Annotated in this window: 21 protein-coding genes; 14 read left to right on the forward strand and 7 right to left on the reverse strand. The window is 64.9% G+C overall.

Annotated elements, in window-relative coordinates:
* Positions 1–58 precede the first annotated feature (58 nt).
* From gshB to rsmI, 3 genes are all read right to left on the reverse strand, one after another.
* Positions 59–1030 (reverse strand): glutathione synthase, encoded by a 972-nt coding sequence (gene gshB, locus ACYQ0L_RS01430; RefSeq protein ID WP_459787147.1) that lies wholly within the window; start codon positions 1028–1030, stop codon positions 59–61.
* A gap of 109 nt (positions 1031–1139) precedes the next feature.
* Positions 1140–1496: a YraN family protein gene (locus ACYQ0L_RS01435; protein WP_459787148.1), complete on the reverse strand. Its 357-nt coding sequence runs from the start codon at positions 1494–1496 to the stop codon at positions 1140–1142.
* Positions 1493–2359, reverse strand: a complete 867-nt coding sequence (gene rsmI, locus ACYQ0L_RS01440) for a 16S rRNA (cytidine(1402)-2'-O)-methyltransferase (protein ID WP_459787149.1) — start codon at positions 2357–2359, stop codon at positions 1493–1495. Before rsmI ends, ACYQ0L_RS01435 begins: the two co-directional genes overlap by 4 nt.
* A 27-nt stretch (positions 2360–2386) precedes the next feature.
* Here rsmI and ACYQ0L_RS01445 point away from each other — a divergent pair, with 27 nt between their 5' ends.
* From ACYQ0L_RS01445 to ACYQ0L_RS01465, 5 genes are all read left to right on the forward strand, one after another.
* Positions 2387–3643 (forward strand): penicillin-binding protein activator, encoded by a 1257-nt coding sequence (locus ACYQ0L_RS01445; RefSeq protein WP_459787150.1) that lies wholly within the window; start codon positions 2387–2389, stop codon positions 3641–3643.
* Between the two features lie 86 nt (positions 3644–3729).
* Positions 3730–5718: a DNA topoisomerase IV subunit B gene (parE, locus tag ACYQ0L_RS01450; protein WP_459787151.1), complete on the forward strand. Its 1989-nt coding sequence runs from the start codon at positions 3730–3732 to the stop codon at positions 5716–5718.
* Complete coding sequence (locus ACYQ0L_RS01455) at positions 5711–6091, forward strand: hypothetical protein (RefSeq protein ID WP_459787152.1); 381 nt, start codon at positions 5711–5713, stop codon at positions 6089–6091. Before parE ends, ACYQ0L_RS01455 begins: the two co-directional genes overlap by 8 nt.
* Positions 6092–6140: 49 nt before the next feature.
* A complete protein-coding gene (locus ACYQ0L_RS01460; RefSeq protein ID WP_459787153.1) occupies positions 6141–6662 on the forward strand; it encodes an RNA polymerase sigma factor in 522 nt (173 codons plus the stop codon).
* Positions 6652–7224, forward strand: a complete 573-nt coding sequence (locus ACYQ0L_RS01465) for a hypothetical protein (RefSeq protein ID WP_459787154.1) — start codon at positions 6652–6654, stop codon at positions 7222–7224. Before ACYQ0L_RS01460 ends, ACYQ0L_RS01465 begins: the two co-directional genes overlap by 11 nt.
* A gap of 14 nt (positions 7225–7238) precedes the next feature.
* Here the strand turns inward: ACYQ0L_RS01465 and ACYQ0L_RS01470 are convergent, their stop codons facing one another.
* Positions 7239–8453 (reverse strand): bifunctional alpha/beta hydrolase/OsmC family protein, encoded by a 1215-nt coding sequence (locus ACYQ0L_RS01470; RefSeq protein WP_459787155.1) that lies wholly within the window; start codon positions 8451–8453, stop codon positions 7239–7241.
* Positions 8454–8546: 93 nt separating this feature from the next.
* Here ACYQ0L_RS01470 and ACYQ0L_RS01475 point away from each other — a divergent pair, with 93 nt between their 5' ends.
* Together ACYQ0L_RS01475 and ACYQ0L_RS01480 are read left to right on the forward strand one after the other, a co-directional pair.
* On the forward strand, positions 8547–9860 hold the full coding sequence (locus ACYQ0L_RS01475; RefSeq protein WP_459787156.1) for a serine hydrolase: 1314 nt from the start codon (positions 8547–8549) through the stop codon (positions 9858–9860).
* Positions 9861–9928: 68 nt separating this feature from the next.
* The gene (locus ACYQ0L_RS01480; protein WP_459787157.1) at positions 9929–10774 is read left to right on the forward strand and encodes an AAA family ATPase; all 846 of its coding nucleotides are present in this window, start codon (positions 9929–9931) and stop codon (positions 10772–10774) included.
* 87 nt (positions 10775–10861) lie between these two features.
* Here the strand turns inward: ACYQ0L_RS01480 and ACYQ0L_RS01485 are convergent, their stop codons facing one another.
* Entirely contained in the window at positions 10862–11926 is a 1065-nt protein-coding gene (locus ACYQ0L_RS01485; protein WP_459787158.1) for a L,D-transpeptidase family protein, read from the reverse strand.
* Between the two features lie 130 nt (positions 11927–12056).
* Here ACYQ0L_RS01485 and ACYQ0L_RS01490 point away from each other — a divergent pair, with 130 nt between their 5' ends.
* Genes ACYQ0L_RS01490 through ACYQ0L_RS01510 form a run of 5 tightly spaced genes read left to right on the forward strand, consistent with a single transcriptional unit; the run spans position 12057 to position 15827 of the window.
* Complete coding sequence (locus ACYQ0L_RS01490) at positions 12057–13238, forward strand: vWA domain-containing protein (RefSeq protein ID WP_459787159.1); 1182 nt, start codon at positions 12057–12059, stop codon at positions 13236–13238.
* Between the two features lie 30 nt (positions 13239–13268).
* Positions 13269–13640 (forward strand): hypothetical protein, encoded by a 372-nt coding sequence (locus ACYQ0L_RS01495; protein WP_459787160.1) that lies wholly within the window; start codon positions 13269–13271, stop codon positions 13638–13640.
* A gap of 30 nt (positions 13641–13670) precedes the next feature.
* A complete protein-coding gene (locus tag ACYQ0L_RS01500) occupies positions 13671–14123 on the forward strand; it encodes a hypothetical protein (RefSeq protein ID WP_459787161.1) in 453 nt (150 codons plus the stop codon).
* Positions 14116–15012, forward strand: a complete 897-nt coding sequence (locus ACYQ0L_RS01505) for a DUF817 domain-containing protein (protein WP_459788005.1) — start codon at positions 14116–14118, stop codon at positions 15010–15012. Before ACYQ0L_RS01500 ends, ACYQ0L_RS01505 begins: the two co-directional genes overlap by 8 nt.
* 11 nt (positions 15013–15023) lie before the next feature.
* Positions 15024–15827 carry a lipid II flippase Amj family protein gene (locus ACYQ0L_RS01510; protein WP_459787162.1) on the forward strand — a complete coding sequence of 268 codons (804 nt, stop codon included), beginning with the start codon at positions 15024–15026 and terminating at the stop codon, positions 15825–15827.
* Between the two features lie 7 nt (positions 15828–15834).
* Here the strand turns inward: ACYQ0L_RS01510 and ACYQ0L_RS01515 are convergent, their stop codons facing one another.
* Together ACYQ0L_RS01515 and ACYQ0L_RS01520 are read right to left on the reverse strand one after the other, a co-directional pair.
* Complete coding sequence (locus tag ACYQ0L_RS01515; RefSeq protein WP_459787163.1) at positions 15835–17031, reverse strand: exo-beta-N-acetylmuramidase NamZ family protein; 1197 nt, start codon at positions 17029–17031, stop codon at positions 15835–15837.
* Positions 17028–17570 carry a DOMON-like domain-containing protein gene (locus ACYQ0L_RS01520; protein ID WP_459787164.1) on the reverse strand — a complete coding sequence of 181 codons (543 nt, stop codon included), beginning with the start codon at positions 17568–17570 and terminating at the stop codon, positions 17028–17030. The genes ACYQ0L_RS01515 and ACYQ0L_RS01520 overlap by 4 nt, the downstream gene beginning before the upstream one ends.
* Positions 17571–17602: 32 nt before the next feature.
* Here ACYQ0L_RS01520 and tyrS point away from each other — a divergent pair, with 32 nt between their 5' ends.
* Entirely contained in the window at positions 17603–18826 is a 1224-nt protein-coding gene (gene tyrS, locus ACYQ0L_RS01525) for a tyrosine--tRNA ligase (protein WP_459787165.1), read from the forward strand.
* A 122-nt stretch (positions 18827–18948) separates the two neighbouring features.
* Positions 18949–19281, forward strand: a complete 333-nt coding sequence (locus tag ACYQ0L_RS01530; protein ID WP_459787166.1) for a PilZ domain-containing protein — start codon at positions 18949–18951, stop codon at positions 19279–19281.
* Positions 19282–19380 lie beyond the last annotated feature (99 nt).

The following is a 19380-nucleotide window of genomic DNA, read 5'->3' on the forward strand; positions in this document are numbered from 1 at the left end:
CCGATGGCCGGGAGCCCCCTCCCCCAACCCCTCCCCATTAGGGAGGGGAGTTTGATCGTTACATCGCCGCGTGCCGCCGCTCGGTCGTATCCCACAGCGCGCCCGCAGTGTCGGTACCGTTGAAACGGTCGATCGCAACGATGCCGGTGGGCGAGGTGACGTTGATCTCGGTCAGCCACTCGCCGCCGATCACGTCGATCCCCACGAACACGAGGCCGCGCCGCTTCAGCTCCGGCCCCATCGCGGCGCAGATTTCTTCCTCGCGCGCGGTCAGGCCTGCGGCTTCGGCCGATCCGCCCTGCGCGAGGTTGGAGCGGAACTCGCCTTCGCCCGGCTTGCGGTTGATCGCGCCCGCGACTTCGCCGTCGACCAGCACGATGCGCTTGTCGCCCTCGCTGACGGTGGGGAGGAACGCCTGCACCATGTGCGCCTCGGGCCACTGGTTGTCGAAGACTTCGGACAGCGCAGAGAGGTTGGTACCTTGCTCGTCGATCTTGAAGATCGCCTTGCCGCCATTGCCGTGCAGCGGCTTTACCACGACCGCGCCGTGTTTCTTCTGGAATGCCTGAATGTCAGCCAGCCTGCGCGCGATCAGCGTGGGCGGCATGAAGCGCGCGTAATCGAGGACGAACATCTTTTCCGGCGCATTCACCACTTCGCGCGGATCATTGACCACCAGCGTGGTGCCCTTGAGCCGGTCGAGCAGGAAGGCGGCGGTGATGTAGCCCAGATCGAACGGCGGGTCCTGCCGCAGCCAGATGACATCGATGTCCCTGGCGAGGTCGATCACCCGCCTCTCGCCAAGCCATTGGTAGTGATCGCCCTCCACGCGCTGGACGCGTAAAGGTCGCGCGAAGGCGGTGATCTTGCCGGCGGGCGAGCCGTCGCTTTCCCACGCGAGGCTCTTCACATCGTAGTGCCAAACCTCGTGCCCGCGCTCCTGCGCCGAAAGCATCAGCGCGAAACTGGAATCGCCCGCGATCTTGACGCTTTCGATCGGGTCCATCTGGAAGGCGGTGCGTAAGGTCATAATTGCTCCATTCGTCACCCCTGCGAAGGCAGGGGTCCAGGTACGCGTGCCTGGTTGTGCATCGGGTGAGGTCGGCTGGGCCCCTGCCTGCGCAGGGGCGACGGCCGGTTCATGGCATCCAGGCGTTGGCGATGTGGCGAGGCTGCGCGCCGGGTGCAAGCAGGATCACGTCGATCCGGATATCCTCGCCATTGGTGGCATACTCGTGTGCCACCGCGCCCACCGCTGCGGCGACCCGCGCCAGCCGCCGCTCGTCGATCGCAAGGTCGAGGTCGGGAACGGCGCGTCGCCATTTCACCTCGACGAAGGCGATCAGGTTCTCGCGGCGCGCGATCAGGTCGATTTCGCCGAGCTTCGTCTTGCGGCGGCGCGCTACGATCTCCCACCCCTCGCCCTCCAGCCAGCGGGCAGCCTCTTCCTCCCCGCCGCGACCGGCCTTCTCGGCCCGCTCGCGTTTCGCACTCATCCGCGCAATTCCATCGCGCGGGCATAGAGCGTCTTGCGATCCGCGCCGGTCGCCTTGGCGACCTTGGCCGCGGCCTGCGAAGCCTTCTCGGTCTTTAAAGCCTCTCGCAGCAAGGCATCGACATCCTCCGCGCTTGCCTCGGTCTCGTGTGGCGGCTCGACCAGCAGCACGATCTCGCCCTTCGGAGGCTTCGCTTCGTAATGCGCAATCAGCGCGGCCGGAGTATCGACCCGGCATTCCTCGTGCATCTTGGTCAGTTCGCGGGCCACGCCGACCCGGCGGCCGGGCAGCACCTCGGCGATCGCCGCCAGCGCCTTGGCCAGCCGCCCCGCGCTCTCGTAGAACAGGAGGGTCGCATCGATCCCGCCGAGTTCGGCCAGCATGTCGGCCCGCGCTTTCTCCTTCACCGGCAGGAAGCCTGCGAACAGGAAGCGGTCGCTCGGCAAGCCGGCCAGCGTGATCGCGGCGATGGCGGCGCACGGGCCGGGGATCGTCTGCACTTCGATGCCCGCCTCGCGCGCAGCATTCACCAGCCGGTATCCCGGATCGGAGATCAGTGGCGTGCCCGCATCGCTTACCAGCGCCACCGCGCGGTTCTGCATGCTTTCGACCAGCCTTGTCCGGTCGCGCTCGTCGGCATGGTCGTTGTAGCGCCACAGGGGTTTCGACAGCCCGAGGTGGCGCATGAGCTTGCCCGTCACGCGCGTATCCTCGCACGCGACACCATCGCACCGCGAAAGCACGTCGACTGCCCGCAAGGTAATGTCGTTCAGATTGCCAATCGGCGTCGCGACGATATAGAGGCCCGGCGCAAGGGCGGCGTTCAAGCTGGCGTCGCTGCTGTTTTCCACTTTTGCTGCCATGGACCAATCGAGGGGATTTTCGCAAGCATGACCGGCCCCACCAAAGTGAATTTCGGCTCCGGCTTTTTGCATGTGCGGCGTTTGCTGCTCGCGCTGGGCGCGGGCCTGCTGCTCGCAGGGTGCCAGATCATTCCCCAGGTAGACGGTCCTCGCACTCCCCCTCCGCCGACCGGCCAGTCCGGCGGCACCTCCACTCCCGGCCCGATTACCGGCGACGATTCGCGCAGTCCGCCGCCCATTCCCCGCGACCGGCCCGCGCCGCTCCCGCAGGACGGGTCGCGCCACAGGATTGCGCTGCTGGTGCCGACCAGCGGCGACAACGCGCGGGTCGGCCAGGCGATCGCCAACGCGACGACCATGGCCCTGCTCGACACCAATGCCGAAAACCTGCGGATCACTACCTATGATACGGGCGCCGATCCGCGCGGCGCGGCGCAGCGCGCGATTGCCGATGGCAACCAGCTGATCCTCGGCCCGCTGCTCGGCGGCAACGTGGCCGACGTGGTGGCGGAGGCCCGCCCGGCAGGCATTCCGCTGATTTCCTTCTCCAACGATATCAGCGTTGCTTCGCCCAACGTCTATCTGATGGGTCTGTCGCCCTCGCAATCGGTCGCGCGCACGGTCGATGTGGCGCGTGCCCAGGGCGCCCGGGATTACGGCGCGCTCGTGCCGGAGGGCGAATATGGCCGCCAGGCCGAGCTCGCTTTGATCGAGGCGCTGCGCGATGTCGGCGGGACGCTGGTCGCGACCGAACGCTATTCGCGCAACGAAGGCTCCGCCGCCAGCGCCGCCCGGCGGCTGCGCGCACGCGGCGGGTTCGACACCGTGTTGATCGCGGACAGCCCACGGCTTGCGATCGTCGCCGCTGCCGAACTGCGTGACGAGACCGGGGCCGGTCCGCGCCTGCTCGGCACCGAATTGTGGAGCGGCGAGAGCGCCATTCCCGCAGCCGGCGTCATGGATGGCGCGCTGTTCGCGGCGCTTTCCGACGGGCGGTATCGCAACTTCTCGGAAAGCTACCGCAGCCGGTTCGGCAATTCGCCCTACCGGATCGCGACGCTCGGCTACGACAGCGTGCTGCTGGCCCTGCGCGTTGCGGGCGGGAATACCTGGCGGCCCGGCACGCCCTTCCCCACGCGCGAACTGACCGCGCAGGGCGGGTTCCTCGGCCTCGATGGCGCCTTCCGCTTCCGGCCCAATGGGACCGCACAGCGCGCGCTGGAAGTGCGTGAGGTGCGCGACGGGCAGGTCGTGGTCGTCGCCCCCGCGCCGGACGCATTCTGAGGCCGGATCGCCTGCGACCATTGAATCTGCGGAAAGGGGCGGGTTGCGGCTTGTGAAGCGACGCGCCCGCGCCCACTGTTTGTTCCATGTCCGATGATCTGTTCGACGGTACGCCGACCTCCAGCGGCGATTACGATTCCTCCTCCATCGAGGTGCTCGAGGGGCTCGAGCCCGTGCGCCGCCGCCCCGGCATGTATATCGGCGGGACCGACGACCGCGCGCTGCACCATCTCGCCGCCGAAGTGCTCGACAACGCGATGGACGAGGCGGTGGCGGGCCACGCGAGCCGGATCGAGGTCAAACTGGAAGAAGGAAACCGGCTGAGCATCGCGGACAACGGCCGCGGCATGCCGGTGGACGAGCACCCCAAATATCCGGGCATGTCGACGCTCGAAGTCATCATGTCGAAGCTTCACTCGGGCGGGAAGTTCTCGGGCAAGGCCTATGCGACCAGCGGCGGCCTGCACGGCGTCGGCGTCAGCGTGGTCAACGCCCTGTCGGATCACACGCGGGTCGAGGTTGCGCGCGACAAGACGCTTTACGCTCAGGAGTTCTCCAAGGGGCAAACGCTCGGCCCGATCGAAGAGATCGGGGCGACGCCCAACCGGCGCGGCACGACGGTCAGTTTCACGCCCGACCCGGAGATCTTCGGCTCGCGCCAGTTCAGCGCCAAACGCCTGTTCCAGCTCGCCCGGTCGAAGGCCTACCTGTTCGCCGGGGTCGAAATCCGCTGGAAATGCGCCGAAAGCCTTGCGGGCGAAGACGTCCCTGCCGAGGAGACCTTCAAGTTCCCCGGCGGGCTGGCCGATCACCTCGCGCAGCGGATCAACGGCCGCGAGTGCGTCACCGCAGAACCCTTCGCCGGAAGCCAGGATTTTCCCGAGATCGACGGCACCTCGCAGGGCCGGGTCGAATGGGCGATCGCCTGGCCGCTTTTCTCCGAAGGTGCGACCAGCTGGTACTGCAACACCGTGCCGACGCCCGATGGAGGCACGCACGAACAGGGCCTGCGGTCCGCGCTGACCAAGGCTTTGCGCGCCTTCGGCGATCTCGTGGGCCAGAAGAAGGCCAAGGATATCTCGGCCGATGACGTGATGACCGGCGCCGAAGTGCTGCTGTCCGTCTTCATCCGCGATCCGCAGTTCCAGAGCCAGACCAAGGACCGGCTGACCTCGCCCGAGGCTGCCAAACTGGTCGAGAACGCGGTGCGCGACCATTTCGACCACTTCCTCACCGATAATATGGAGCGCGGCAAGGCGCTGCTGGGTGAGGTGATGGAGCGCATGGACGAGCGCCTGCGCCGCCGGGCCGAGCGCGAGGTAAAGCGCAAGACCGCCACGAACGCCAAGAAGCTGCGCCTGCCCGGCAAGCTGACCGACTGTTCGGGGGAAACGGGTGCGGAGACCGAACTGTTCATCGTCGAGGGCGATTCCGCAGGCGGCAGCGCCAAGCAGGCGCGCGACCGCAAAACGCAGGCGATCCTGCCGATCCGCGGCAAGATCCTCAACGTCGCCAGCGCCTCTGCCGACAAGATCCGCGCCAACAGCGAGATCGCGGACCTCATCCTCGCGCTCGGCTGCGGCACCCGCAAGGATTGCGACGCCGATCAGCTACGCTACGACCGCGTGGTCATCATGACCGACGCCGATGTCGACGGCGCGCATATTGCGACTCTGCTGATGACGTTCTTCTTCCAGGAAATGCCCGACCTCGTGCGCAAGGGGCACCTCTTCCTCGCCCAGCCGCCGCTCTACCGCCTGACTGCCGGCAAGGAGAGCCGGTATGCGCGAGACGAAGAGCACCGGCGCGAGCTGGAAGAGACCGTTTTCAAGGGCAAGAAAATCGAGATTTCGCGCTTCAAGGGTCTCGGCGAAATGAACCCCGCGCAGCTGCGCGAGACCACCATGCACCCCGACAGCCGCAGCCTGATCCGCATCACCCTGCCGACCGAGTTCGAAGATCGCGCGGTGGTGAAGGAACTGGTCGGCCAGCTGATGGGCCGCAATCCGGAGCATCGCTTCCAGTTCATCCAGAACAAGGCGGGCGATCTGGATCGCGAGCTGATCGATGCGTAACGAACATGAGGATTTCGGCCAGTGGCCCGACGACCACAAGGATGATATCATCTATGGCGGCCGTCGCCTCTCGAGAGGCGACAGTTCGCTATCGGATTGGGAAATGCCCGACACGGCGTACCGACCTGTACCGATCGTATGGTTCACCGGTGCGTTTTTCATTCATTTCATCGTCGGCTGCCTGCTTCTTGTAATCGTGCCGACGAAGTTACCCGCTATTTCCACGGCATTGTGCGGACTTCTGGCCGCAGCTGTGGCAAAATGGACATGGGACCGCGGGATGAGTTCGGCAGGGACGGGATGGAAGGCCGCGACCCTGATCATGTTGTCCTTCAACGTTTTCCTCATGGCTGTGATTGCCTACAGTGTGTAAAAGTCTTCGCCCCTTGTAAGAAATCCCCCCGCTCGGCGACTAAAGGGGCATGACCGGGCAACAGGCCACTCTTTACCACCAGGCGGGCGAGCAGTTCGCCCCTGCCATCGCGCGGCTCGCGCGGGCCATGGAACGCGATGCCGACAAGGCTCGCGATCTGGAGCAGGACATCCACCTCGAACTGTGGCGAAGTTTCGCCCGCTTCGATGGCAACTGCGCGCTCAAGACCTGGGTCTTCCGCGTCGCGCATAATGTCGCGGCCGATCATGTCGGTCGGGCCAGCCGCAAGCCAGCGACCGTCGATATCGACGAAGTCGAGACGCGGCCCGCCCTCGATGCCGATGAAACGGCCGCAGCAGACGCGCACGCCCTCACCCGGCTCCACGCGATCATCCGCACCCTCCCGCTGCTCGACGCGCAGGTCATCCTGCTGTGGCTCGAAGGCCATTCGGGGGCGGAGATTGGAGAGGTTACGGGGCTCACGAGCGGTGCCGTCGCCACCCGTCTTTCGCGGCTGAGGGACAAGCTCGCCGCGCAATTTGAACTTCCGGAGGTCGACCATGACCGATGATCTCAGGCACATCTGGCAGGCCGAAAGCGCTGCCCAAACCTTCACCGATCCCGAGGAACTCGTGAGGCGCAGTACCGGCTTCGAACGGACCATCCGCCGCCGCAACCTGATCGAGTATGTAGCGGGCGCCCTGCTGCTGTGCCTTGAGGTGCCCGCCTTCGTCATGTTCGTTGCGATCGGCGAGCCTATGATGGCAGGCGCCATGGTCCTGATGGCCCTCGGCACGCTGTTGGTGCTGTGGAACCAGTACAAGCGCGCATCGATGCAGCGCCGCCGCCCCGAAGAGGACTGTCGCAGCCACCTCGTCTCGCAATATCGCCGTCAAGCCGAGGCGCTGCGCACGGTGCCGCTGTGGTATATCGGGCCGCTGCTGCCCGGCGTGCTGGGCGTCTACGGAACGGTCGTTTTCAAGGCGATCGGCGAGGTCGATGCGTGGGACATCCTCGCAGAGATGGGACCGCCCTTCGGCGCGACCCTCGCCTTCTTCGGCTTCGTCATCTGGCTCAACCTGCGCGCCGCGCGCAGCCTCCGGCGTCAGGCCGAGGAACTGGAGGCGGCGTGACGCCCCGCCCCGCCCTAGTCTTCGTGCGCGGTATGGATGTGCAGATGTCCTTCGAGGGTCCTGTGCACCGGGCACTTGTCGGCGATCTCGATCAGCCTGTCGCGATGCTCGGCGGTCAGATCGTCGCCCAGAAGCGTGATCGTGCGGTGGAGCGCCTGGACCTGGTTGCCTTCCTCTTCGCAGTGGTCGCAGTCCTTCCCGTGGTCGCGATCGTGCGTCACCGCCACCCGCGCACCCTCGAACGGCAGGCCCTTGCGCTCGGCATACATCTTCATCGTCATCGCGGTGCAGGTGCCCAGCGCGGCGAGCAGCAGGTCGTAGGGTGTGGGCCCGGTATCGTCGCCGCCATAGCTGGTCGGCTCGTCGGCGACGAAGCGATGCCCGGGTGTGTGCACCTCGGTGCCGAACTTGCCATGACCGGTGCATGCGACGACGCCCTTCTCCGGCATTGGCCAGTCCTGCCGCATCGGGATGTAACGCGCGCCCCAAGCGGCGATCATGTCGGCGATGAAATGCGCGTCATCGGGATTGGTCAGCAGGTGATCGGCCCCGGCGAGGCTGACGAAGCTCTTGGGATGCTTGGCCGCCTCGAACAGGGTGCCGGCATTCTCGATCCCGACGATCTCGTCGGTCGGCGAATGAGCGATCAGGATCGGCAGCTTCAGGCGCGCGACTTCGGCAGGCAGTTCGATCGCGCGGGTCTTGGCGAGAAATTCGCGGCTCAGCTGGAACGAGCGCCCCGCGATCGTCACCTCGCCCTGCCCGTCGCGCTCGATTGCGGCAAGGTCGCCCTTGATGTTGCCGAGCACGTGCGGAACGTCGGCCGGAGCCCCAATAGTGGCGATCGCCGCGATCCGGTCGCGCCCGATCATGTCGGCCGCCGCGAGCACCGCCGCCCCGCCAAGGCTGTGGCCGATGAGCAGGATCTTCCCGCCGAAGCGATCGCACAGGTGCCCCGCCGATTCGACGAGGTCTTCGACATCGCTGGCGAAGCCCGCGCGGCCGAAATCGCCGCCACTGCCGCCCAGTCCCGTGAAATCGAACCGCAGGCAGGCAATCCCCTGCCGCGCCAGCGCGCGCGTCACTTCCACCGCCGCGCGGCTCTGCTTCGTGCAGGTGAAGCAATGCGCGAACAGCGCCACGCCGCGCACGAGCCCGGTGGGCATTTCCAGCGATCCCGCCAGTTCATAGCCGCGAGCGCTGGGGATGGTGATCGGTTCGGTCGGCATTGGTCGGATGGCTCCAGCAGAAGATTGAGCTGGGATTTAGTCGTTTCGCTAAATCCCGTAATTTGTTAATAGGTTCGGAAAGGGAGGACTATCATGCAGGTCAAGACAACGCGCGCAATGATGATGGGTGCCGTGCTGGCGCTGGGAACGCTCGGCACAGTGGCAACGCCGGCCCACGCGCAGGAGATACAGGCCGGAGCGCCCGCCGAAGCGACGAAGTTCGAAACCCGCGCGGCCGATATCGTGAGCCTGATCAACGGCGACAAGAAGGCAGAGGAGGTCATCGCGGACATCTTCCTCGCCGAAGTCTCGGCAGAGCAATTCGCCGAAATCAGTGCGCAATTGAAGGCACAGTTTGGTGCCGTCGTCGGCGTAGAAAGCGTCGATCCCGTGAACGCCGATGGCGCAAACATTACCCTGCGGTTCGAAAAAGCGCTCGTCGGTGGGCCAATGAATCTTCAGGCTTCGCCTCCCTTTCTGGTGGACGGGCTCCTGCTGAACGACATCAAGCCGGTTGCCAGTGGCGCCGAGAGCATTTCGGCGGATATGGAAGAGCTATCGGGCGACGCGGCAGCGTGGTTCGGGCCTCTCGATGGCGATCCCGTCTTCACCTATGGCGATAGGACGAAGCCTTTCGCCATCGGTTCCACCTTCAAGCTCTACGTGCTCGCCGCCCTTTCGCGCGCGGTGAGCGAGGGACGCCTCGCATGGGACGATGTTGTGGCCCTCGACGCCAAGAGCTTTCCCAGCGGGGTGATGCAGACCTGGCCCGACGGTGCGCCGGTGACGCTGCAAACCGCGGCGACGCTGATGATCTCGATCAGCGACAACACCGCGACCGATCTGGTCATGCGCACCGTAGGGCGCGAGGCGGTTGAGAAGGAAATGCGCGCAAGCGGGCATTCCGATCTCGGCAAGACGCTGCCTTTCCTGACCACCCGCGAGATGTTCGTCCTCAAGTCGGGCGACCTTGGCGAAGCCTACGCCCAGGCCGACGAGGCGCAGCGGCGCGCGATGCTCGGCTCGCTCGACCTCAAGGACATCGACGAGGCGCGGTTTCTCGAAACCTTCACCTCGGGCACGCCGGTGCTGATCGAGGATATCGAGTGGTTTGCCAGCATGAACGACCAGCTGGCGCTGATGCGCATGCTGGCCGCCCTGCCCGGGGATACCGCGCGGCGGATCATGGCCGTGAACCCCGTGTTCGAAGAGGACGAGACCGCGAACTGGGACTATATCGGCTACAAGGGCGGGTCCGAAGCCGGCGTGCTCAACATGACCTGGCTGCTGAGGGACAAGGCGGGCCGCTGGCATATGCTCGCGATCAGCCAGATGGACACGGCGAGCGAGGTCGACACCTCGATCCTGCTGCTGATGGCGAAGCGGATCCTCGCGCTGGCCGAGTGACTTCGCCCCCTTGCGAGGCGTCGCCTGTCCCCGTAGCAGGTTTCCAAACGAGACTTGAAAGGTGGGGCATGGAACGCTTCGAAGGCACGCAGGACTATATCGCGACCGACGATCTGAAGGTGGCGGTCAACGCGGCGGTGACGCTGCGCCGACCGCTGCTGGTCAAGGGCGAACCGGGCACCGGCAAGACGGTGCTGGCGCACGAAATTGCCAAGGCGGTGAATGCTCCGCTGATCGAGTGGAACGTGAAGTCCACCACCAAGGCGCACCAGGGCCTCTATGAATACGACGCGGTCGCCCGCCTGCGCGACGGCCAGCTGGGCGACGAGCGCGTCCACGATATCTCGAACTACATCAAGAAGGGCAAGCTGTGGGAGGCGTTCGAGGCGCCCGAGCTGCCGGTGCTGCTGATCGACGAGATCGACAAGGCCGATATCGAGTTCCCTAACGACCTGCTGCAAGAGCTCGACCGGATGAGCTTCGACGTTTACGAAACGCAGCAGCGGATCGAGGCGAAGGAACGCCCGATCGTGGTCATCACCTCGAACAACGAGAAGGAGCTGCCCGACGCCTTCCTGCGCCGCTGCTTCTTCCACTACATCTCCTTCCCCGACCGCGAGACGATGCGCGAGATCATCGAGGTGCACTTCCCCGGCATCCAGAAGAACCTCGTCTCCAAGGCGATGGAAATCTTCTACGACATCCGCGACGTGCCCGGCCTCAAGAAGAAGCCCAGCACCAGCGAACTGCTCGACTGGCTCAAGCTGCTGCTGAACGAGGACATGCCGGTCGAGGTGCTGCAGGACGCGAACCCCAACAAGGCGATCCCCCCGCTGCACGGCGCGCTGCTGAAGAACGAACAGGACGTAATGCTGTTCGAACGCCTCGCCTTCATGTCGCGGCGGCAGAGCTGAGTTCTGCCGAGCCACTGCTGACGGCCGCTTCCCCTCCCTTTCCGCGAAGAGCAGGTCCGCACATCAGGCCGTCGGAAGATCGGCCCGCTAGCTGACGGGGAAGCAGTCGCCTCCCGAACGTTTGATCGATACGCATGTGGCCCGGGCCCCCGGCCCGGTCACCCGCAAACGATAATATTGGCGAGAATTGACGACAGCCGGGATGATGACCTTCTGGTAGCGATCGAGTTCGGGATACCGGGTTTTGATGCGCGACCAATAGGCCTCGGCTTCGCCGGGGCTCCCTTTGGCCGCCAGCTGGATCGTCGGTCCGCTGACGCGCGGTCGCGCCTGCTCCAGCAGGTCGACCGGACGCTTGATGGTCGCATCGGCCACCGCACCTGTAACCAGCTCATCTTCTCCGAAGAGTTCGGGCGTAACTGCCGCTAATTCTGGCATGTCCTGACCCGCCAACTGCGGCAGAGGCGGCTCGCGCCGTTGCACCAGGTGGCCGCGCTCCCCCGGAAGCGGCGCGGGCATGTTGAGCGCAACCCTTTGGGCCTGCGAAACCGATCCGACCGGCAGATCGGTCACGACCACCGCAGTGGTCTGCGGCCGGGTCAGGCTGAACAAGGCCCGCGCGACATCCTTCGGCAGGCGGATGCAGCCGTGCGACGCAGGATACCCCGGCAGCCGCCCCGCATGGATCGCAATCCCGCCCCATGTCAGCCGCTGCATGTGCGGCATCGGTGCGTTCGAATAGATGTTGGAGCGGTGATGGACGCGTTTCTGCAGGATCGGGAACAGGCCCGCAGGGGTTTCCTTACCCCGCTTGCCGGTCGAGACGGGCGAGGAATCCCACAGCTCGCCATCCTGGAACACGTACATCTGCTGCGACGGCTTGCTGATCACGATCAGCACCCCCGATTTCAGAACTTGGGCGACCGCCGGCGGCAGGGTCGCCCCGCCCACCCTGGTCGCGGTTGCGGCAGGAGGCGGAGGCGTCGGCGAAGGCGGAACCTCCTGTACCACGGGGCTCGACACATAAACGATATTGTCGGTCGCGCTGGCCGGACTGTCGATGCGCGAAAGATACCCCATCGGATTCAACTGGAAAAACGCCACCGCCAGAACGGTCGCCAAGCCGATTATGGTAAATCCCCCTTTAACCATGTTTCCGCTTTTGAACCGCTGGCCGATTCGGTTCAATGCGATTCCCGGCCCGATCGCGATTGGGAGGCGGCCTGTTGCCCCATTCCCTCCATCATCCTAGGCATGCAGGCTGCTGAAGGAGCGGTTGCCAGTGTTTTTGAATTTCGTCGACGAACTGCGCGCGGCAGGCATTTCCGCGAGCCTGAAAGAGCATCTCACCCTGCTCGAGGCGCTCGACAAGGATGTGATCGAGCAGACGCCCGAGGCGTTCTACTACCTCGCGCGCGCCACTTTCGTGAAGGACGAAGGCCTGCTCGACCGGTTCGACCAGGTGTTTTCCAAGGTCTTCAAGGGGATCATGACCGATTACGGCCAGGAACAGGTCGACATCCCGGAAGACTGGCTGAAGGCAATCGCCGAAAAATACCTCACCGAAGAGGAAATGGCCAAGATCGAGAAGATGGGCTCGTGGGACGAGCTCATGGATACGCTCAAGAAGCGCCTGGAAGAGCAGAAGGAGCGGCACGAGGGCGGCAACAAGTGGATCGGCACGGGCGGCACCTCGCCCTTCGGCCACTCGGGCTACCACCCGGAAGGCGTCCGGATCGGTGGCGAGTCGAAGAACAAGCGTGCCGTCAAAGTGTGGGAAAAGCGCGAGTTCAAGAACCTCGACAACACCAAGGAACTGGGCACCCGCAACATCAAGATGGCGCTGCGTCGCCTGCGCCGTTTCGCGCGCGAAGGCGCGGCGGACGAGCTGGATATCGACCGCACGATCCGCGGCACCGCCAAGCAGGGCTGGCTCGACATCCACATGCGTCCCGAGCGGCGCAATGCGGTAAAACTGCTGCTGTTCCTCGACGTCGGCGGGTCGATGGACCCCTTCATCAAGGTCACCGAAGAGCTGTTCAGCGCGGCCACGTCCGAGTTCAAGAATCTCGAATTTTTCTACTTCCACAACTGCCTCTACGAAGGCGTGTGGAAGGACAACCGCCGCCGCTGGCAGGAGCGGACCAAGACCTGGGACATCCTCCACAAGTTCGGCCACGACTACAAAATCGTGTTCGTCGGCGATGCCGCGATGAGCCCGTACGAGATTTCGCATCCCGGCGGCTCGGTCGAGCACATGAACGAGGAGGCGGGCGCCACCTGGATGCAGCGGATGACCAATACCTATCCGGCGACCGTCTGGCTCAACCCGATCCCCGAACGGCAGTGGAATTACTCGCAATCGACCAGCATGATAAAGCGACTGGTCAATGACCGGATGTATCCGCTCACACTCGACGGGCTGGACGACGCGATGCGCGAGTTGAGCCGCAAGCAAGGCTAGGGTATACTGCGCGGCTGAGGAGAGACCCCAATGCGTATCGCCATCGTACTTGCCGCGCCTCTGGTCATGGGCTTCGCACCGGCCGAGCAGGCCCCGGTTTCGCCGGAGGCGCTGCCCTTCGACATGCCCGGCTATTCGAAGCCTGCCCCGCTCGCCACGGGCGGCCTCAAGGATTTCGTGAACCGCGCCACCTGCCGCGACACGATCGAGCAGGCGCGCGAGGAAAGCGGCCAGCCCAAGCTGGAAACGCAGCCTGCCGAGGCAGCCGAGCCGCTGCTCTACAAGGCGGTCGACCGCGATGTGGACGGGTGCGACGTGCTGGTAATGACCGACGATATGGACGATATCCGCCCGGTGCCTGAAGGCGGCCCCGCGGTGATCCGGCGTGCCGACGCAAACTGATCGTTCGATCTGTCTGCATAGGTACTGGAAATGTCAGCCCGTAGTTCTGCGGTTTTGTTGTTTGCCATTTTGACAGCTTGCTCGAGCGATGGCGGATATGATGCCGACGCGCTTCGCATGGCAGTTCCGACCGATCCGAGCGATCAGATTGATGGCATCGACACGACCGCATTTGCTGGCCCCGGTGTAGTCTGCGGGGGCGCTTTTGCGATTGCTCTGGAACCGGGTGAAGTTCTTGAGCGGTATGATCGTCAGATGGATTTCTTCACATACCGTCTATTCGACCTAGAGAGATCGGCTGTTATTTATGAGGGCACTGCTCCGCAAGAAGCGGATTTGGTCATAGAAGCTCAAGAAAAATGGCCGACGAAGATCGCCCTCCACCTCAAAGATGGTGGCTATAGCAAAGATCTTAGTAAACGGGTGTTCGTAAGGGGTAGTTTCCCTGCGGTCTGCCGAAACCAAATCACAAGTGATAACTAGGCTTCACGGCGCGAGCCGCTTCCAGCAGATTCGCGCCCGGCTCGAAGCCTTCGATCCCGGTGAAGGCTGGCGGCTGTGGATCTACGAATTCCTGCTGTTCGGCTTCAAGCAGGGCTGGGCCTGCCTGTTTGGCGGCCTCCTTCTCACGCTGCTGCTGGCGACGCATTTCCTCTATCCCGCTGACGCCCCCCTCGCCCGCTACGATTTCCTGACGCTCGCGGCGCTGGCGATCCAGCTCGGCATGCTCGCCTTACGGCTGGAGACGTGGGACGAGGCGAAGGTGATCCTGATCTTCCACGTGGTCGGCACCGCGATGGAGGTGTTCAAGACCTATGCCGGGTCGTGGGTCTATCCCGAGCCTTCGCTGCTCAGGATTGCGGGCGTGCCGCTGTTCTCCGGCTTCATGTACGCCGCGGTGGGCAGCTATATCGCGCGGGTGTGGCGGATCTTCGATTTCCGCTTTGCCCATTACCCGCCGCGCTGGGCGACATGGCTGTTGGCGGTCGGGGTCTATGCCAACTTCTTCCTCCACCATTACTGGCTCGACCTGCGCTGGCTGCTGTTCGGCGCGACGGCGCTGATCTTCTGGCGCACGAGCGTGCATTTCCGCAATTTCCGCGTCCATCGCTGGATGCCGCTTCTGCTCGGCTTCGGGCTGGTTGCGCTGTTCATCTGGTTTGCCGAGAACATCGGCACATTCGCGCGCGCCTGGTCTTACCCCGGGCAGGAGACGGGCTGGAAGATGGTCAGCCTCGCCAAGTTCGGCAGCTGGTACCTGCTGATGATCATCAGCTTCGTGCTGGTCGCGCTGGTGCAGCCGATCCGTCGGCCGGACAAATCGACGCACGGTCATGCGAAACCGATGGCGGAAGCCCCCGCACGCGCCTAAGGCGGCGCGCAATGGACGCCCAGCTGCTGGTCATCTGCCTGTTGACCTTCGTCATCCACCTGATCGGAACGCTGGCCTATGCCGCCCGCATCGCAGGCGTGCGCACGCGCCGCATCGCGATGAGCTTCGCGCTCTTCAACGTTCTCGTGCTGGTTTCGCGCACCGCCAACGGCTTCCTCGGCCCCTTCCTTGCCAAGCGGGTGGAGAACCGCATGCAGTTCGGCGGGGGCGAGGCGCTGGTCGCGGATTTCCGGATGGTGCTGGTCTCGGCCAGCCTCGCGGTGCTGATCGGGATCGTGCTGGTGCCGACCGCGCAGCGCCTGTTCGCGGTCGCGATCGGCCATTTCCAGCACCATCGCTCGATGGGGCGGATGCTGCTGCGCACCGCCTCGCCCACCGGGCTCAGGGTCATCCGCGAATCGATCGCCGCGCCCGCGCGCGGGACCTTTACCGGGCTGGGCAAGCCGCGCGGGGTCAGCTGGAGCGTGCTGGTCGCCAACGCGCTGGCGCAGGCGCTGCTGGTGGTGGGCGTGCTCGCCTCGATCTACGCGGGCTATCTCAACCCCGAATTCCGGGTGACCGCATCGCAGCTTTCCGCGGTGATCAACGGCGTCGCGACGATCCTGCTCTTCGCGCTGATCGATCCGCAGGTCTCCGTGATGACCGACGACGTGGTCGACGGGAAGACGAGCGAGGCGGAGTTCCGCCGCACGATCGTGTGGATCAGCTTCAGCCGCCTTGCGGGCACGCTGATCGCGCAGGCTGTGTTCGTGCCCGGCGCGCTGGCCGTGGCGTGGATCGCGGGCGCGTTCTGATCCCGGCTCAGTAGAGCAGGTGCCGCGCGACGCTATCGCGCCACTCGGTTTCGTCATTGGTCGCCATGCGATCCAGATCGACCGGCGAGGCGGCGGGATCGTCAACCCATTCGCGCAGTGCGGGGCCGCCGTTGATAACGTCGATCGCCAGCCGGTCGAGCTCGTATTCGTAAGGAAAATCGCGCCAGAGATCGTAATCCGGGTAGAGCGTCCGGATCGCCTTGAACGCCAGCGCCTGCAACCGCCACGGGCGGAATTGCGCATGGTCGTAGAACGGGCCCTCGGCGTGGATCATCAGCCCGTTGCACAGCGTGCCGGCGTGCTTGTGGAAGGTGGGCTCGAACCAGCATTCGCGGATCGCGCAGCCCTTGAGCCAGTGCGGCGAGATCCGCTGCATCTCGGCCAGCACGGCCTTCGCGTCGACATCGGGCGCGCCGAACAGAACCTCGAGCGGGCGGGTCGTCCCCCTGCCCTCGCTCAGCGTCGTGCCCTCCAGCATCACCGTGCCTGCATAGGCGCGCGCCATGTTGACGTTGGCGGCATTGGGCGACGGGTTGATCCAGACCCGGTCCTGCGGCCAGCCCTTCCCCGGCCCGGCGGGCTGCCAGCCATCCATCGCGATCACCCGGTAATCGACGTCGAGCCCGAAGTGGTCGATGAACCAGTGCCCCATTTCGCCCATCGTCACGCCGTGCCGCATCGGCATGGGGCCGGCTCCGACGAAGCTTTCCTCCCCCGGCACCAGCAGCGTGCCTTCCGCCGGACGCCCTGCGGGGTTGGGCCGGTCGAGCACCCACACGCTCTTGCCGCTCTTCGCTGCCTCTTCGAGCAGGTAGAGCAGCGTGGTGACGAAGGTGTAGATCCGGCAGCCGAGATCCTGCAGGTCGAACAGGAACACATCCGCGCTCGACATCATCTGACCCGTGGGGCGGCGGACCTCGCCGTAAAGGCTGAACACCGGGATATTGTAGACGGGGTCGGTTTCGTCCGCCGTCTCCACCATATTGTCCTGCTTGTCGCCCTTCAGCCCGTGCTGCGGGCCGAACGCGCTGGAAACATTCACCCCCGCAGCGACCAGCGCATCGAGGCTGTGTTCGAGCGACTCAGTGACCGACGCCGGATGAGCAACCAGCGCGACCCGTTTGCCTTCCAGGGGCTTGCGTAGGTCCGGCTCTGACAGGAGGCGGTCGATTCCGAATTTCATGGTGCGTGAGGTGCCGCAAGGCGCGCGGTGAAGCAAGCAGGATCGTGGAAATCCGGCGCATCCGAGCCGTGCGCGAGCGCCCAGTAGCTTTTGCGGCCGCCGTGCTCCTCGATCACGCAGGTCAGACCCATGCTGCACGCGAGCGGTGGCAGCCCGCCCGTCGGGATTGCTGCATCGAAGATCGTGGAACTGCCCTCGCCGCCAATCCTGCACTGGGGCTCGCGCGGCATCGGGCGCGGCTTCATCTCCTCGCGCCGGTCGGTGAAATCATACGCATTCCACCGGAGGGAGGGAGAGAGGTTGAACTCGGCGTAGGCCGGCCCGTCGCCCGGCATCAGGAACAGCTCGAAACAGGTGGTCTTCCAGAGCTCGTCCGCCCTGCCCGGGCCGGCCAGCGGCGGGAGGACAAGCTGCTCCGCCCCCGCGACCCGCCAGCTGAGCCGCAACCAGTCGCGATCGCTCCTGTCCAGCCGAGTTGCCACCTGCGTGACCTCGAGCGGCGGAAAAGCGGGATGCGGGGCCAACCGATACGTTTCCATGCCGCCCCTTACCTGCTAGCGCGCCGATCGTCATGAGCAACTACACATCCGATCTGCTGCGCCTGCTGGAAGAGCGCGGCTATATCCACCAGGTCACCGATGCGGCGGGCCTTGATGCGCGGGCCAGCAAGGGCATCGTGCCGGGCTATGTCGGCTTCGACGCGACGGCGCCTTCGCTGCATGTCGGCAATCTTGTGTCGATCATGCTGCTTCGCCGCCTGCAACAGGCGGGCCACAAGCCGGTCGTGCTGATGGGTGGAGGCACCACGCGGATCGGCGACCCGACGGGCAAGGACGAGGTCCGCAAGATGCTGACCGACGAAGAGATCGAGGGCAATATCGCCTCGATCCGGACCGCGTTCGAGAATCTGCTGACCTTCGGCGACGGGCCGACCGACGCGGTGATGGTGAACAACCACGACTGGCTGCGCGAGATCGGTTATATCGAGATGCTGCAGAAGGTCGGCACGCATTTCACCGTCAACCGCATGCTGTCGTTCGATTCGGTGCGGCTGCGGCTGGAACGCGAACAGCCGATGACCTTCCTCGAATTCAATTACATGATCCTGCAGGGGTACGATTTCCGCCATCTCAACCAGGAGATGGGCGTCTCCCTGCAGATGGGCGGCAGCGACCAGTGGGGCAATATCGTCAATGGCGTAGAGCTGGCACGCCGGATGGACGGCGAGGAAGTGTTCGGGCTGACGACACCGCTGATCACTCGCGCCGACGGGACCAAGATGGGCAAGTCGGTCGCGGGCGCGGTCTGGCTCAACGAGGACATGCTGCCGGGCTACGATTTCTGGCAGTTCTGGCGCAATACCGACGACCGCGACGTGGGCCGCTTCCTGCGCCTGTTCACCGATATCCCGCTGGAGGAGATCGAGCGGCTCGAACGGCTCGAGGGAGCCGAGATCAACGATGCCAAGGTCGCGCTGGCCAATGCGGTCACCGCGCTTGTCCGGGGCGAGGACGCGGCCGCGAAGGCGGAAGCAACCGCGCGCGACACCTTCGCCGGCGGCGCGGGCGGCGATCTGCCGACCCTGGCGGTAGGCGATGGCATGGCGCTGCCCGCCGCGCTCACCGCGATCGGCTTCACCGCGTCCAACAAGGAAGCGAAGCGCAAGATCGCCGAAGGCGCGGTGCGGGTGGACGATGAGGTCCAGAACGATGCCGCGAGCATCCTGACGGTTGCGGATGGTGCACAAAAGCGCCTGTCGCTCGGCCGCAAGAAACACGGGATCGTCACGCGGTAAATCGCCCGGTTTGCGCCGTTCGTCTCGATTCAGGACAGGGCGGTTTAACCGAACGTCAGCCTTTTGAAACGATAACCGGTCGCGGAGACTGGGCCGGATCGGCCCGTGGAGGAATTTATACGGTGGCTTCGCATCTCAGCGTGACCGATCAGCGCGCTTCGGTCCGGCATCCGGTCGACTACAACGTCATCGCCGATTATTTCGGCCGTGGCGACGTACCCTTTCACATCAGCAATGTGTCGGCCAACGGCTTCATGATCGACAACGCGACCGGCGGAAACCGCGGGGACCGGGTGATCGTCAGCTTCCCGATCATCGGTCGGATCGAGGCTTACCTGATCTGGACCAAGGACAACCGTGCGGGCTTCCAGTTCGAACGGATCATCCGGGTGGACGATTTCCTCGAACTGATCGACCAGCTGCAGCCCAATCCGCGCCTGCGCCGCCCCCGCTGATCCCGGCGGGCCCCACCAGCCTGGCCCCACCAGCCAGGCCCAAGCAGCGCTTGATCCCACCCATCGAGAATTTGCTTTTATCGCCGTGATGCGCCTGTC

It is taken from the genome of Alteriqipengyuania triglochinis (assembly GCF_054655655.1).

What these genes read in the sequence shown, in the direction of transcription:
- ACYQ0L_RS01510 (WP_459787162.1), top strand. Translation starts at nt 15,024, where the DNA reads ATGGACGCCCAGCTGCTGGTCATCTGCCTGTTGACCTTCGTCATCCAC.
- ACYQ0L_RS01460 (WP_459787153.1), top strand. Translation starts at nt 6,141, where the DNA reads ATGACCGGGCAACAGGCCACTCTTTACCACCAGGCGGGCGAGCAGTTC.
- ACYQ0L_RS01480 (WP_459787157.1), top strand. Translation starts at nt 9,929, where the DNA reads ATGGAACGCTTCGAAGGCACGCAGGACTATATCGCGACCGACGATCTG.
- rsmI (WP_459787149.1), bottom strand. Translation starts at nt 2,359, where the DNA reads ATGGCAGCAAAAGTGGAAAACAGCAGCGACGCCAGCTTGAACGCCGCC.
- ACYQ0L_RS01445 (WP_459787150.1), top strand. Translation starts at nt 2,387, where the DNA reads ATGACCGGCCCCACCAAAGTGAATTTCGGCTCCGGCTTTTTGCATGTG.
- ACYQ0L_RS01470 (WP_459787155.1), bottom strand. Translation starts at nt 8,453, where the DNA reads ATGCCGACCGAACCGATCACCATCCCCAGCGCTCGCGGCTATGAACTG.
- ACYQ0L_RS01455 (WP_459787152.1), top strand. Translation starts at nt 5,711, where the DNA reads ATGCGTAACGAACATGAGGATTTCGGCCAGTGGCCCGACGACCACAAG.
- ACYQ0L_RS01465 (WP_459787154.1), top strand. Translation starts at nt 6,652, where the DNA reads ATGACCGATGATCTCAGGCACATCTGGCAGGCCGAAAGCGCTGCCCAA.
- tyrS (WP_459787165.1), top strand. Translation starts at nt 17,603, where the DNA reads ATGAGCAACTACACATCCGATCTGCTGCGCCTGCTGGAAGAGCGCGGC.
- ACYQ0L_RS01475 (WP_459787156.1), top strand. Translation starts at nt 8,547, where the DNA reads ATGCAGGTCAAGACAACGCGCGCAATGATGATGGGTGCCGTGCTGGCG.
- ACYQ0L_RS01495 (WP_459787160.1), top strand. Translation starts at nt 13,269, where the DNA reads ATGCGTATCGCCATCGTACTTGCCGCGCCTCTGGTCATGGGCTTCGCA.
- ACYQ0L_RS01485 (WP_459787158.1), bottom strand. Translation starts at nt 11,926, where the DNA reads ATGGTTAAAGGGGGATTTACCATAATCGGCTTGGCGACCGTTCTGGCG.
- ACYQ0L_RS01515 (WP_459787163.1), bottom strand. Translation starts at nt 17,031, where the DNA reads ATGAAATTCGGAATCGACCGCCTCCTGTCAGAGCCGGACCTACGCAAG.
- gshB (WP_459787147.1), bottom strand. Translation starts at nt 1,030, where the DNA reads ATGACCTTACGCACCGCCTTCCAGATGGACCCGATCGAAAGCGTCAAG.
- ACYQ0L_RS01500 (WP_459787161.1), top strand. Translation starts at nt 13,671, where the DNA reads ATGTCAGCCCGTAGTTCTGCGGTTTTGTTGTTTGCCATTTTGACAGCT.
- parE (WP_459787151.1), top strand. Translation starts at nt 3,730, where the DNA reads ATGTCCGATGATCTGTTCGACGGTACGCCGACCTCCAGCGGCGATTAC.
- ACYQ0L_RS01520 (WP_459787164.1), bottom strand. Translation starts at nt 17,570, where the DNA reads ATGGAAACGTATCGGTTGGCCCCGCATCCCGCTTTTCCGCCGCTCGAG.
- ACYQ0L_RS01435 (WP_459787148.1), bottom strand. Translation starts at nt 1,496, where the DNA reads ATGAGTGCGAAACGCGAGCGGGCCGAGAAGGCCGGTCGCGGCGGGGAG.